General features: G+C 56.8%; 13 protein-coding genes. All 13 read right to left on the reverse strand.

Going from position 1 to position 13,332, the window contains the following annotated elements; translation table 11 throughout:
- The coding region (locus KGZ66_05305; protein MBS3985002.1) for a sodium:alanine symporter family protein at positions 1 to 252 on the reverse strand (252 nt) is incomplete at its 3' end.
- A gap of 152 nt (positions 253 to 404) precedes the next feature.
- The gene (locus KGZ66_05310) at positions 405 to 3,539 is read right to left on the reverse strand and encodes an isoleucine--tRNA ligase (GenBank protein MBS3985003.1); all 3,135 of its coding nucleotides are present in this window, start codon (positions 3,537 to 3,539) and stop codon (positions 405 to 407) included.
- Between the two features lie 653 nt (positions 3,540 to 4,192).
- Positions 4,193 to 4,726, reverse strand: a complete 534-nt coding sequence (locus KGZ66_05315; protein ID MBS3985004.1) for a spore coat protein — start codon at positions 4,724 to 4,726, stop codon at positions 4,193 to 4,195.
- A 98-nt stretch (positions 4,727 to 4,824) separates the two neighbouring features.
- The gene (locus KGZ66_05320) at positions 4,825 to 5,430 is read right to left on the reverse strand and encodes a hypothetical protein (GenBank protein MBS3985005.1); all 606 of its coding nucleotides are present in this window, start codon (positions 5,428 to 5,430) and stop codon (positions 4,825 to 4,827) included.
- Between the two features lie 6 nt (positions 5,431 to 5,436).
- A complete protein-coding gene (locus KGZ66_05325; protein MBS3985006.1) occupies positions 5,437 to 6,129 on the reverse strand; it encodes a DUF1275 domain-containing protein in 693 nt (230 codons plus the stop codon).
- Positions 6,130 to 6,175: 46 nt separating this feature from the next.
- Positions 6,176 to 6,523, reverse strand: a complete 348-nt coding sequence (locus KGZ66_05330) for a DUF192 domain-containing protein (protein ID MBS3985007.1) — start codon at positions 6,521 to 6,523, stop codon at positions 6,176 to 6,178.
- A gap of 5 nt (positions 6,524 to 6,528) precedes the next feature.
- Positions 6,529 to 7,455 carry a type II secretion system F family protein gene (locus KGZ66_05335; GenBank protein ID MBS3985008.1) on the reverse strand — a complete coding sequence of 309 codons (927 nt, stop codon included), beginning with the start codon at positions 7,453 to 7,455 and terminating at the stop codon, positions 6,529 to 6,531.
- A gap of 10 nt (positions 7,456 to 7,465) precedes the next feature.
- Positions 7,466 to 8,416 (reverse strand): type II secretion system F family protein, encoded by a 951-nt coding sequence (locus KGZ66_05340; protein MBS3985009.1) that lies wholly within the window; start codon positions 8,414 to 8,416, stop codon positions 7,466 to 7,468.
- Between the two features lie 2 nt (positions 8,417 to 8,418).
- Complete coding sequence (locus tag KGZ66_05345; GenBank protein MBS3985010.1) at positions 8,419 to 9,774, reverse strand: CpaF family protein; 1,356 nt, start codon at positions 9,772 to 9,774, stop codon at positions 8,419 to 8,421.
- Entirely contained in the window at positions 9,774 to 10,976 is a 1,203-nt protein-coding gene (locus tag KGZ66_05350) for a response regulator (GenBank protein ID MBS3985011.1), read from the reverse strand. Before KGZ66_05350 ends, KGZ66_05345 begins: the two co-directional genes overlap by 1 nt.
- Entirely contained in the window at positions 10,973 to 11,680 is a 708-nt protein-coding gene (cpaB, locus tag KGZ66_05355; protein ID MBS3985012.1) for a Flp pilus assembly protein CpaB, read from the reverse strand. Before cpaB ends, KGZ66_05350 begins: the two co-directional genes overlap by 4 nt.
- 196 nt (positions 11,681 to 11,876) lie before the next feature.
- On the reverse strand, positions 11,877 to 12,779 hold the full coding sequence (locus KGZ66_05360) for a hypothetical protein (GenBank protein ID MBS3985013.1): 903 nt from the start codon (positions 12,777 to 12,779) through the stop codon (positions 11,877 to 11,879).
- Positions 12,776 to 13,162 carry a pilus assembly protein gene (locus KGZ66_05365; protein ID MBS3985014.1) on the reverse strand — a complete coding sequence of 129 codons (387 nt, stop codon included), beginning with the start codon at positions 13,160 to 13,162 and terminating at the stop codon, positions 12,776 to 12,778. Before KGZ66_05365 ends, KGZ66_05360 begins: the two co-directional genes overlap by 4 nt.
- Between the last annotated feature and the right edge of the window lie 170 nt (positions 13,163 to 13,332).

Consider the following 13,332-nt stretch of genomic DNA (forward strand, 5'->3'; position numbering starts at 1 on the left):
GATGTTACCTACGCCGACGGTTGCCGCCACAGCGGTAGACAGCGCCTGGAAGGGTGTAATTTCGGTCGCGGAGGTCTCCTGTTTCTCGAACACCTTCATAATAGTATTTTTAAGTGCAAAGCCGATATGCGTTACTTGGAGGAAGTTCACCTTAAGCGTCAGGTAGATGCCTGTTCCGACAATCAACACTAGAATCGGAGGTCCCCATACGATGCCGTTCAGCCAGTTGTTAAACGCCATTAGTTGTTCCACGTTGCCTCTCCTTTCACTTGTTGAAACTGTCGACTTCTGCGCGCCGCTACTTCAGTTCCTGCATGAATCACCCCCGCTTTCGGTATTGGACAAACTATAAGGACACCTCTAGTATACCCATCCTGTCTGAAAGTTGCAACTTGCCAGTCTGGTTAGGTGGTTACCTGCTTCTTAACAGACGCTTCAACTTCGTGGCCGTTAACTTCCAACATGCGCGTGAACGCATCTGCGAGCGGCTCGCTAGTTATGTGCGTCGCAAGAACTTCATCCTGCACATACGCACACCATTTGTCGACCGCAGCAGTGACGTTAAGGTCGCCGCTAAGCGACAGCACGATTTTGTCGTCTACCTCAAAACCTGCGTCCTTGCGCATGGCCTGCAGCTTGCTCACTAACTCGCGCACTAAGCCTTCTTCGACTAGTTCCGGCGTAAGCGTAAGGTCCATAATCACGGTTAGGCCGGCTAAGGATTCGGCTTGGAACCCTGCGCGCTCCTGCGCGCGGATATCTAATTCCGTTTGCTCTAGCCTCACCGGCTGACCATCTAGCAAGACCTCTAGGGGCCTGCCTTGCGTCACCGCCTCAGCTAAGACAACCTGGTCAACGCCTGCAAGCAGCTTAGCAAGCCTTTGCACATTCTGGCCGAAACGCGGGCCAAGCAAACGGAAGTTTGGTTTTACGCTGTAGGTTACAAAGCGAGTCGTATCCTCTGCCGCAGACACTGCCTTGACGTTAAGTTCATCTTGAACAAGGGCTAAGATTTCGCCCCTAAGCGGCGCTACACCCGGCTTAACGAAATAAAGCTTCCCTACCGGTTGGCGCACCTTTACATTGGCGTGGCTCCGCACCGCGCGCCCAAGCGAGACGATATCGCGCGCGAGCGACATTTCTGCTACTAACACGGCATCGATCATCGTTTCGTCAGCTACGGGGTAGCTCTGCATATGAACACTGGCGGGCGCCTCGTGGTCTACAGTGACAACTAGGTTCTGGTAAAGCTCTTCACTGACAAACGGGGTAAAGGGCGCCATTAGCTTGGTCAATGTCACTAGCGTCTCGTAAAGAGTGAGATAGGCGGCGGCCTTGTCCGCATCCATCGCGCCTTTCCAGAAGCGGCGGCGGTTGCGGCGCACGTACCAGTTGCTTAGCTCATCCACAAACTCGTCGATAGCACGCGTAGCGGTCATGCTGTTAAAGACATCTAAGCCTGCGCGCACTTCCTTGATTGTGTTGTTGAGCTTGGCCAAAAGCCAGCGGTCAATAAGCGGGCGTTCGTAAGCAGGAATGTCTGCGTCTTTGGGGTCGAAGCCGTCAATATTGGCGTAGAGCACAAAGAAGGAGTAGACGTTCCAAAGCGTACCTAAGACGCGCCTTTGGTGCTCCTGCATGGCCTCCATAGAGAAGCGCTTGGTGTACCAGGGCGGGTTGACCGTATAGATAAACCACCTGAGGCCATCCGCCCCGACAACCTTAAAGGCGTCCCAAGGGTCAAAGCGGTTACCGCGCGACTTGCTCATCTTCTTGCCGTGTTCATCTAAGCCCATTTCGGTCGAAACGACGTTAAGATATGGCGAGCGCCCAAAAGTGAACGTAGAGATGGCGAGCAAGGTATAGAACCAGCCGCGCGTTTGGTCGATGCCTTCGCAGATATAGTCCGCGGGGAAGCTCTCTTCGAACAGCGTTTGGTTCTCGAAGGGATAGTGCCACTGCGCAAAGGGCATGCTGCCGGAGTCGTACCAGCAGTCGAGCACTTCGCCGACACGCTTCATTTGCCCGCCGCACTTCGCGCACGAAAGAAGCACATCGTCGATGTAGGGCCTGTGTAAGTCCAGCTCATCCGGTAAGTTAAGCGCGAGGCTGCGCAGCTCCTCGAGGCTCCCGACGCAGTGGTCGTAGCCGCACTCACAGCGCCAAATAGGCAACGGGGTGCCCCAATAACGCTCGCGACTGATGGCCCAGTCCACGATGTTCTCAAGGAAGTTGCCGAAGCGCCCGGCTCGCAGATGCTCGGGGAACCAGTTGATGGTGTTGTTATTGGCGAGCATTTGCTCTTTAAGCGCGGTCATGCGGATAAACCACGAGCTTCTGGCGTAGTAAAGGAGCGGAGTGTCGCAGCGCCAGCAGAAGGGATAGTTGTGGGTGCAACGCCCGGCATCATAAAGCAGGCCTTGTTCCTCAAGGTACTTAATGATATGGGGGTCGGCGTCCTTAACAAATAGCCCCTGCCATTCGCCGACGTCGCCGGTAAAGCGGCCGGACGCGTCAACCGGATTTACTGTCGGCAAATTAAGCTGGCTCGCCAAGCGGCTGTCATCTTCGCCAAATGCGGGTGCGGCGTGGACAATGCCTGTACCGTCGGTGGTAGTAACGAAATCGCCGGCTACCACATAGTGCACTTCGTAGCCCTTTAAGCTTGGCAAGGCGTAAGGAGGACGGTACTTAGTGCCGACAAGCTCCTTGCCGGAAAAAGTCTCTACGACCTCGTACTCTCCTTGCAGCACTGCCAGACAATTCTTTGCTAAAATGAGCTCTTCGCCGCGGTGCTTTACCAGTACATATTCAATGTCGGCCCCCACTACTAACATAACGTTACTTGGCAGTGTCCACGGAGTAGTAGTCCAGACGAGGAACGACCTTCCCGCGACGTCTGCCAGCGGAAAGCGCACAAAAACCGAAGGGTCTTCAACTTCTTCGTAGCCTTGTGCTACTTCATGGCTCGAGAGCGACGTGCCACAGCGCGAGCAATACGGCAGCACCTTAAACCCTTGATAGAGTAGCCCCTTATCCCACGCTTGGCGCAGCGACCACCACACCGACTCGATGTACTCATTTTTGTACGTGACATAGGGGTTATCCATATCCAACCAAAAACCTAGGCGCTCGGTAAGCTTTTGCCACTCCTGTTCGTACTTAAACACGCTGGCGCGACACGCCTCAATAAAGGCCGTGACGCCATAGGCCTCGATATCGGGCTTACCTTTGATGCCTAGCTCTTTCTCGACTTCAAGCTCTACCGGCAGACCGTGTGTATCCCACCCTGCTTTGCGGCGCACTAAGTAGCCGTCCATAGTCTTGTAGCGAGGAATAAGATCCTTCATAGAGCGGGCCATGGCGTGCCCGATATGCGGCAAACCGTTAGCCGTAGGCGGCCCCTCGTAGAACACATAACGCGGGCTGTCTTCGCGCCTGGCCTGAGTCTTTTCAAACACTTTTTCCTGCCGCCAAAACTCGAGGATGCTCTCTTCCATCGCCGGAAAATCTACTTTGCTCGGTACTTTCTTAAACATGGGGGACCTCCTTTGTGGGGGTGTTGCTTGTCGCTTGTCGCTTGTGGCTTGGGGAGTGCCACCGCCCGCCAGCCGCCAGGCTTGAGGCGTGAGGCTTGAGGCGTGAGGGGAGCGGACTGTGTGCCGTAAGCCGTCAGCCCGTTGCGAGAGCGCTCTACTGGGCACTGAGCACGGAGCACGGAGCACGCGCAAAAAACCCCCGCTCCATAAGGAACGAGGGTTGCCCGCGGTACCATCCTTGTTGGCCCCATACGAGGCCCAACTCTATGCGTTAACGCCGCCAACGGAACCTTCTTAGAGGTGATATCCGCACGACGCCCACCGCCGGGTCGCACCTACCCCCGGCTCTCTGTGGCGGCAATCAATCGCGCAGCAGGTCCTCATCACAGAAGTTGCATCAAAACTTTGCCTCATCATAGCATGTGGCAGTGGGATGTGCAAGCCGCATGTTGTGAGCTGTGAGCCGTGGGAAATCATGAATCGCGAATCATGAATCATGTACTGCAGACACGGGGGTGGCCTTCGGCTGTGAGCCGTGAGCCGTAAGTTGCCCGCCACGACACCACTCTACTGGGCACTAGGCACTGGGCACTGAGCACGGAGCACGGAGCACGAAGCACGGAGCACGAAGCACGCGCCCTCGCCTCGCTCCCCTACTGCGTCTGATACCAGCCTTTTTTCTGCATGAACTGGAAGATAGCAAAGGCGTGGTCTTGCTCTTCTTTCTGGATGTGGTTCAGGGTCTGCCGCAGCTGCTGATTGCTTGACTCAAAGACGGCGCTGTCGTACATGTCGGAAACTGCCTTCTCAGTAGTCAGCAGGTCGTTACAGATTTGCTCTTCGGAGAGGCCGCCCTGGCCGGTGTACTGGGTATGGCTCGCCACCATGGTCGTCGCATCGGTGTTCCCTGTACTGCCCATACCGCTCAAGCGTTGCGTCATCGAACCACCCTGACCGGCGCGCGTTGAACCGCCGCCTGTGGTCGTCTGTTGCGCCTGCGTTGTCTGCGAAGTCATGTCCGGAATGCGACCCTGGAGTATTTGCTGCACGGTGTGAAGGTGATTGGTTTCCTGTTGCCCGGCGCGCTTAAAGATCTGCTTTAGTTCCGGGTCGGAAACTGCCTCGGTGTAGTGGTTGTACTTGGCGATACACAGCTCTTCGTGATGTTTGGCGTCGGTGAGATACATGCGCTCTTTTTGTGTCAACTGCAAGCTAGGTCCCTCCTTGTTTTTGCTACAAGAGAAGTGTGCCCGAAGGACCTCTGCATTATGATAAGTCACGCAAGTCACAATCCCAAAATGGCGTCAGCAAGCTGTGCGGGAGTTAGGCTGTAAGCGCGGTATTGCTGTTTGAGCAAACGACTCTGCTCGTAGTAGGCTAGGCAGCTGTCCTGCAAGCGCGAAAAGTAGGACTCTATCTCTTGCTCGTTGCCAAGTGAGCGCAGCCATCTTGCCCACATCGGCGGGCGCTCCGGTATAGTCGCAAGTATGTTCTTAAGAAGTGACTCCGGCGGGTGATGCAATAGTATTAGCCTTGCCCCAAGTTCGCACAGAGCAGCGTCAATGTCCAAAAAAGGCGCAAAATCGCCGACCTGTGCCGCATGGGTTAGATGAAAACGCTCAATAATCACTAGCGGTTCGACGGCGCGGTTGCCCCTAAAGCGCGAGCCTGCATAGCGCTTATGCAGTTGGCGAGCTAGGCCTAAGTGTTCTGTAAGCAGCGCCTGTCTATCTAAAACACTAGGCGAGGTCAGCTCTAAGACGCGCTCCGTATAGTGCTCGGAAAGCATTACTTTAGTCGGCCGCTCTTGCCAAAAGGGAGTTTCCTCTATAGCTTTAACGAGGAGAGTCTTGCCGGTGGCCACTACGCCCTCGATTATAACAACGGCCATCTCTACTTAGTGCTCTGCGCCGACAGACGACAGCCGCGCGGCAGCGAGCACGAGTGCGACGAAAAACCCTGTAGCTACGGCAATGCCGATGTATTCCGCCACTGTACGGCTAAGCACGAAGCCGGAAAAACCCCCGCAGGCAAAGCCTAAATGTTTGGCGAAAATGTAGCCCGCCTGCCGCCACTTGTTATGGGCAAAGGCCAGTCCCATGTCGGTGAGGTCGCCGGTAAAATGCGTAGTGCGCCCGAGCGCCGTCTGGCTGGTTACCGAGTTCTGCAAACCCATAGCTAAAGCTAAGAGATAAGCCATCAGGTAACGCACAGGGAAGTACAGGTCTTTGGGCGTAGCTGTTACCCGTGAGACGTAGAGCAACAAGCAGACACAGGCCAGTGGAATCACGGGAACCAATAGACTCCGCGTAAGACCGAGGCGTGGCAATAGCTTGCCGCCCAAAAAGGTTCCCATAACAAAGATGTAGACTATCCCTACGACCAAAAGGCCATGCGCGGGGTTAGTCACTAAATCCCGTATCATGTTATTGACGCGTCCGGTCAGATGCGACACTCTGTCAAAGACAATGGCATTCGTGGCAATGCCGTTAATTGTCCCGGCCGTGAGCGACATTAACGTGCCGATGGTCACTAGATACGTGTAGTTGGCGAGAATTCCCCATGAGCTAACCTGTGCGTTCTGCTGCATACACATCCTCCTAAGGCCGCAAATGCGGCTAGCGAAGGATTCGCCATTAAGACGAGGAATCCTGCAAATGCAGCGTGTCTCCGAGCCGAATGCCGAGACGTGCAACTTCCCCGACACTTAGCTCTAACGCGTGGTGAGCCTGCGGGTTGTGCCCGGTAAAACGCCAAGGCGCTAAGTGCAAGACTACCCCCACCACGCGAAAATCTGCATCGAGAAAGACTACGTCGAGTGGAAAGCGCATAAAGCAGGTGTGTACGCTGCGGCAAGGCGTAAGTAAGAGCCCCCCGAGCGGGGCCATGCCGGCGCGAAACATAAGCCCAACGAGACGCGCTAAGAAAGTACCAGCTCGCTTGACGGTAAGGTGGTGCGTCGTCGGTCCCTGCGCTCGCGCCATAACTCTCACATCCCGGTTAGCCCGGCAAGCATCTGCAGGAGTGCCGGGCCGAGTAGCACAATAAACAGAGTGGGGAAAATAAAGAAGACGAGCGGGAAAAGCATTTTTATGGGCGCTTTGAGGGCCATTTCCTCGGCACGCTGTCTCCGCCTCTGCCTAAGACTCTCCGACTGCAACTTCAGAACTTTGCTGATGCTGACACCGAGCTGGTCGGCCTGAATAATGGTGCTGACAAACGCGCGCAGCTCCTCTACGCCGGTCCTATCTGCTAGAGCCTTAAGCGCATCGCGGCGGGCGACACCCATTTTTATCTCGTGCAGAACTTGCCCTAGCTCAGACGGCAGCGGGCCCTTCATCTTTTCGGTGACTTTCATAAGTGCGCTGTCAAACCCTAGGCCTGCGTTTACGCTGACCGTCAACAGATCTAAGACATCCGGCAAGGCGCGCACGATACGCGTGTGCCGCTCTGCCTGACGTTGCCTGAGCACGAGCTCCGGCAGGCCGGCACTCACTACCCCCCCTGCGAAACTCGCGGCTAGCACGGTTAGCGTAGACTCTGCACGCAGCCAGGCCACGAACGCAAAGAGGCATGCTCCGCAGGCGCCTGCCACCATGTACCACCCCGCGAACTGCTCCGCCGTAATCTCAAGCCCGGCAGCGCGCACCCGTCTAGCCAGCGCAGTTCGCAGCGCCTGCGGCGCCCATGACTGCAGCATCTTCCCCACCGCCTGTAGAAGGGGCGCTACAATGCGCTCGTAGAGCGGCCGTTGCAGCGGCGAGGCTTCGCCTTCCTGTACACGCTCTAACCTAAGCTCCGTCACTGCCAGGAGACGCCTTTCCACACGCAAGCGTGCCTGAAACAAGTAGCTTAGGGCGAGCAGGCCCACGGCGAAGATAAGTAACGCAACTAAGAGCGATAGCTGTAAGGCCATAGTCTCACTCCTACACGTCAATGCGAATAATACGGCTGATGACGACCATGCCAATAACCTGCGAGACTATCCCCATAGCAAGCATCATTAGCCCGAGCGGTTCCGTCCACAGCAAACGCACATAACTAGGGTTGATAACGCTAAACATGCCAAACAGCCCAAAAGGCAGCATGGCAATAACAATGCCCGACAGCCTGCCCTGCGCCGTCAACGTTCGCACTTGAGCCTTCATGCGCTGTCGCTCGCGAATCGTGCTGGCTATGTTGTCGAGAACGCCGGCGAGGTCGCCGCCGACCTGCCGCTGAATAAGCACGGCGGTGGCCACGAGGTCCATATCGCCGCTCGGCAGGCGCGTCACTAGACTTTGCCAAGCGTCGTCCATATTTACGCCGAGGCTTATTTCGCGCAAGGTGCGCCGCATTTCGGTACTGATCGGCGGCGCGAGGTCTCGCCCCGCCAGCTCCATGGCCTGCATCAGGCTGTTGCCCGCGCGCATAGCGTTAGCGGCAAAGGCTAAGAAGTCCCCTAGTTGCTCTTCCGCGGCGCGCAAGCGCTTGCTAAGGTGCATCTGCAACATATAGCCCGGCACCAAATAGCCAATAATTCCCCCGAGCAACCCGCCTAGCGCTCCCGCGAGCGCTACTCCTAACGCTAGCCCCAAACACGTGCTTAAGCCAATTGCCCCGGCCATCTCTTCGCCGCGCAAGGGAATGCCCGCCCGCTCAAGTATGGGCGCGTAGCGCAGCGCCAGTTGCCGCAACGCGAAGCGCGTCAAAAAAATGCGCGACATAAGTGCCCTACCGCGAGGCTTGCTCATGCCTGGCCTTTCGGTGCGTCCCTCAAGGCTGTAGCCGCGCAGACGCAGACTTACGCGGTGGCGTCGGTTGTGCCAAACACGCACCGCCGCCACTAAGATGAGCCCGAGGACAGCCGATACCAACAAAGCAATAAACGCAGTCACACTTATCCCCCCCGCGGCAAAAACAAGTCTGCCGGCAACCCGATGCCCGACTCCAGCAGTTTCTTGGCGAAATTGGGCCTGATCCCGGTAGGCTTAAACTCACCCGCGACGCGACCCGCGGCGTCTTTACCGTCCTGTGTATAGAGGAAAATGTCCTGCAGGGTAATGATATCTCCTTCCATGCCCACTACCTCGCAGATATGAGTAACCTTGCGGCTGCCGTCGCGAAAGCGGCTTTGCTGTACGATTACGTCTATGGCCGAGGCTATCTGTTCGCGAATGGCGCGCACGGGCAAATCCATCCCCGCCATTAAGACCATAGTCTCTAAGCGCGACAGCATATCGCGCGGGGTGTTAGCATGCCCGGTCGTAAGCGAGCCGTCGTGCCCTGTGTTCATAGCCTGCAGCATGTCTAGTGCTTCGCCGCCTCGCACTTCGCCAATAACCACGCGGTTTGGGCGCATGCGCAGGGAGTTACGCACTAAGTCCCTGATGCTGACCGCGCCTTTGCCCTCAATATTTGGCGGCCGCGCCTCCAAAGTCACGACATGTTCCTGCTTTAGCTGTAGCTCCGCGGCATCTTCAATTGTCACGATGCGCTCATCCGGGGGAATAAAGGACGAAAGGCAGTTTAGCGTCGTGGTCTTGCCGCTGCCAGTGCCGCCCGATACTACGATGTTAAGCCGGCCTAAGACGCAAGCCTCAAGAAACTTGGCCATGCTTGGACTAAGCGTGCCAAAGCCAATCAACGAATCGATTGTCAGGGGGTCGCGGCTAAATTTGCGAATGGTTAACGCAGGCCCCCGCAAAGCTAACGGCGGGATGATGGCGTTAACGCGCGAGCCGTCTGGGAGTCGCGCATCGACCATCGGCGAGCTCTCGTCGATGCGTCGCCCGAGCGGAGCCACGATTTTTTCGATGACCTGAATAACGTGCGCATCGTCGCGAAAGGCGACGTCGCAAGCTTCGAGCCTTCCCTTGCGCTCCACGAAGACCTGCCGCGCGCTGTTGACCATTATTTCGCTGACCTCGTCATCATTGAGCAGTGCGGTAATGGGGCCAAACCCGGTGATTTCGTCGGTAAGCCTTTGTACGATGCGCAAACGGTCTTGCCGGCTCATCACTAGCCCGCTTTCGCCCAAACACCGCTCGGTGATTTCGGCAATACTCGCCTTGAGCTCAATCTCTTGCTCTGCATCACGCAGGAGCTCCGGCTTGACCTCACGCACAATCGCCTGATGAATGGTCGTAAGCAAAGCGCGCTCAGGGTCGTTAGGCAGGACGGCGACGCCCCGTTTGCCACCGGTTTGAGCCGTCGGTCGCTCGGCACCGCTCTCTAGACGCTTTAACAGTGACATTACTTCGCTTGGCGGCGCCGCCAGAGGCTAACCGCTTCCTCCCCTCGCTGTTTTGGCGCGATGTGCTCATTGACGAGTTCGCGATAGCGCTTTGCTAATTTGCTGTCCGGTTGGTCTAGCGCAATCGGCGTACCGCGATTAGCAGAGAGCATGGCGGGGATATCGTCGTGGTGAATGTAGAAGTCTACTTTGCGCGAAAGCGCGGCCTCGAGGTCGCCAAAGCGAATGCCGTAGTCGTACCCCGCCTGATTAAGAATAAGGAAGACCTTTTCCCGGCTGTAGCCTAGTCGTTGCATAAGCTCTAAGGAGATTTTCATGTTCTTTAGCGAGGCCATATCCATGTTGCCTAAGAGCAGGACTTTGTCGGCTGCATCTAAGGTCGCTAGCGCGGTGTCGGCAAACGAAGCGGCCATATCCACGATTACATAATCAAAGAGGGTACGACACACGGCCAAGATACGCACAATGTGGTCCGGCACCACATACTCCGCGTATTCCGGGCTGATAGGCGCAGGGAGAACCTTTACGCCGGAGGGATGCTGCATAAAATAGGGCTCCATTACCTTGGCCTCGAGGGTGCTCTCGCTGACGAGGTCGCTTAGCGTGCGGCGCGGCACTAACCCGAGAAACACACATACGTCGCCAAATTGCAGAGACAAGTCTACGACACACACTTTGGCCTTGCGTTCCGTGGCCAACACCGCTGCCAAATTGACAGCCAGCGTGGTCTTACCTACCCCTCCTTTGGGACTAAACACAGCTATAACCTGACCGTCCGGTTTGCTGCCATGCCCAACGGGGACCTTGGCGCGGCGTACGCTCTCCCGTTCCCAAGCCTTTTGAATGCAGTCCGCTAACTCGTCTGCGCCAAACGGCTTGACTAGATAATCCTTGGCACCGGCGATCATGGCTCTGCGCAAATACTCCGTTTCCCCCTGCACAGACATGACGATAACGATCGTATCGGGGTAAGTTGATGTGATGCGCGCCGTGGCCGTAATTCCATCAATACCAGGCATATTGACATCCATAAGTACAATTTGCGGCGAAAGCTGTCCTATCTTCTTTATGGCATCCTCAGCGTTAGCAGCCTCGCCTACTACATCTACACCAAGTGTTAACCCAAGCAACCGCCGCACATTATGGCGGGTGTCGGGCGCATCATCGACAATGAGCACCGTAAGCCCTGTGTGCTTCATCATCGCGGACCTGCCACCGTGCGAGAGTTCGCACCGTTAGTTGTGATGTGGCGGTTATCTGTAACCGGGCGCAGCAAGAGCCTAATACTCCCGTGGTCTTCGGCCCACACTAGGCGCTCGGCTTGCTCGGGTGTTACGGCTAGCGTTATAGTCTTGGCGTCAGCGGGGGCTGGCGCGCCGTGTCGCGTTTCGCTGCCGATGGCCACGACCAGAATGTTCTGCAGCATAATCACGGATTGGTGCTCGCCCTGCGGTGTAGCGGGCTCGTAAGACACCGTTACATCGACCGAGTCGCCGGGGCGCACCAGATACGCCACGGCTATGCGCTCATTGATGTGCACGCTCAGCGCGCGATAGCCTGCGGCAATTTCAAATGCTAGGCCGCTGTCTTGGCCGCTGCCGTGCAAGCGTGCGAGCAACACCTGTTCGCCGGCAATAATTGGCGCAGTCGTTACGCGCCCGATTACGTTGCCGAGACTGTCTGTTGCAGATAGGTGGCGGCTGCCTCTTGGCACCCGCACCACCGTAACCATCGGCCCACGCACGGTAGTGCGCGCCGGTATGTTAACCGTGGCCACAACCACTTCTTCCGTATGTTCGACTAGCGCTTTTCTTTCCAACCCGGCAAAAAAGTAATACACCCCCAGCCCTGCGGCTAACGCCAGGACTAAGGCCAAAAGCAATAGCTTCTTGCTTGTGCTATCCATGTTGAACCTCCTTTCGAAGAAGGAACGGGGAGTGTCGATGAGGGACGGCAGGGTGTGCGAAAACCTGGCGACCCCTTGCTGATAGAAACCAGCGGGCGACAAAGGTATTGTAGGGACGTGCGTTTCGCACGTCCGCGGACGTGCCATAGGCACGTCCCTACACCCGAGGCAGGCTTTTCGCACAGTCTGCCTGTTCTTACCTTATGAGGTTAAATGTCCTTGCCCCGTATGAGCCGGCTGTACCGGCCTCGCCCTCGACGACAAACTGCACGAAACGCCCGCGGATAAAGCTTTGGTTGCCACTGCGCGGCAAGCCTTCAATGAAAAACCCGGCGAATCCGAGGACTTCCACCTCTTTGTCGTCGGGTGGAGTAACCACCGGAACAAGCAGCAATCTAGGGCAATTGGGCACAAATCTGGTGAAAGTGCAGCTCGGCACGTGGGTACACATGGCTAGGCGGTCGCGGATAGCCTGTTCTGTCGGCCCGGACATATTGCCCTTCTTAAGCGGCACTTCGTCGCCTACCCTCAGCACACCTTCCCACCCATACGTTAAGTCATCGCGATATTCCGAGGCGCCCCCACCTCGCACACCAAGGTCTAGCGCCCCGTACCAACCTTGCTCCCCGCTGCCCCCACCTACCTTAAGGTCGTAGACTTGCCCAAAGACAAAGTCGCGCCAAACTACGCCTAGAGGCGCGGCTCCGCGCAGTGCCGAAACCGACTGCGCCGCAGCTGCGGCAGACGCGCTAACTTCGGCCTGGGGGCGATTTAAGACACGAGCCAAGCCTAGATTCACCGTGCGGCGTGCATTGACCGCCACCGACTGCGTGGCTAAGTCCACCGTTACCGTGAACTCGCTGGCGCTGAGCCCATTTTCCACGGCCACGGCTGTCGCCAGTGCGATGGCTGCGGTCGCTCCTTGACTCGGCAGCACGCGTGCACCTGCGAGTGCGGCGACATCGGCCGCGCTCTGCAGGCGTGCCTGCGTGTGGTACAACATGCCACCGTCTATTACTACTGCGCCAAAGCCAAGGGCCGCGACCATTGCCCCAAGCACAATTACGGCCACCCCGCCGCGTTCTCGCTCTTTTTTCATTCGCGCCTTGTCACCGCCCTTGCTATGACTACATAGGGATTTGGGAAAAACGGCTGGATAAGCGGCGTAATAATCTGCAGGGAATAGGTAACTGTAACTTCTATGGAAGTGCCGGCTTGACGCGCCGAAAAGGCAGGAGTCACCGTAACTGCTATCTGTCCCGGCGGTAACGGAGATGCCGCGTTTCTCGCCACGCTTATGATTTCCGCGTCTGTGCGCCCAAGGCTTGCCTCGCGTGCGGCTTGGCGCGAAGCTGACGTAACCGCCAAGTGCCCGTGAAAGACGCGCCCGAAGTCCACTATGCCCATAAGCACCAACAGCAGAATCGGCAACACGAGAGCCAGTTCTACTAGCGCTTGGCCTCTCTCGTTTTGTCTGCGCATAGGACCTCCTTTTGTGGGTGTCGCTTGCGGATTGTCGCTTGTCCCTTGTCGCTTGTCGCTTGGGGAGGAGCAATCATGAATCGTGAATCGTGAATCGTGAATCATGAACTACGACTGCGGGAATGGCTTTCAGTTTGAAAAAAGCGCCCTACTTGTGTGCCGCAAGTAGG

The organism is Selenomonadales bacterium, from assembly GCA_018335585.1.
Classification (GTDB): Bacteria; Bacillota; UBA994; order UBA994; family UBA994; genus UBA994.

Excerpts from the sequence above, each read along its gene's own strand:
- cpaB (MBS3985012.1), bottom strand. The coding sequence starts at position 11,680 with ATGGATAGCACAAGCAAGAAGCTATTGCTTTTGGCCTTAGTCCTGGCG.
- KGZ66_05365 (MBS3985014.1), bottom strand. The coding sequence starts at position 13,162 with ATGCGCAGACAAAACGAGAGAGGCCAAGCGCTAGTAGAACTGGCTCTC.
- KGZ66_05315 (MBS3985004.1), bottom strand. The coding sequence starts at position 4,726 with ATGTATCTCACCGACGCCAAACATCACGAAGAGCTGTGTATCGCCAAG.
- KGZ66_05330 (MBS3985007.1), bottom strand. The coding sequence starts at position 6,523 with ATGGCGCGAGCGCAGGGACCGACGACGCACCACCTTACCGTCAAGCGA.
- KGZ66_05335 (MBS3985008.1), bottom strand. The coding sequence starts at position 7,455 with ATGGCCTTACAGCTATCGCTCTTAGTTGCGTTACTTATCTTCGCCGTG.
- KGZ66_05310 (MBS3985003.1), bottom strand. The coding sequence starts at position 3,539 with ATGTTTAAGAAAGTACCGAGCAAAGTAGATTTTCCGGCGATGGAAGAG.
- KGZ66_05350 (MBS3985011.1), bottom strand. The coding sequence starts at position 10,976 with ATGATGAAGCACACAGGGCTTACGGTGCTCATTGTCGATGATGCGCCC.
- KGZ66_05345 (MBS3985010.1), bottom strand. The coding sequence starts at position 9,774 with ATGTCACTGTTAAAGCGTCTAGAGAGCGGTGCCGAGCGACCGACGGCT.
- KGZ66_05360 (MBS3985013.1), bottom strand. The coding sequence starts at position 12,779 with ATGAAAAAAGAGCGAGAACGCGGCGGGGTGGCCGTAATTGTGCTTGGG.
- KGZ66_05325 (MBS3985006.1), bottom strand. The coding sequence starts at position 6,129 with ATGCAGCAGAACGCACAGGTTAGCTCATGGGGAATTCTCGCCAACTAC.
- KGZ66_05320 (MBS3985005.1), bottom strand. The coding sequence starts at position 5,430 with ATGGCCGTTGTTATAATCGAGGGCGTAGTGGCCACCGGCAAGACTCTC.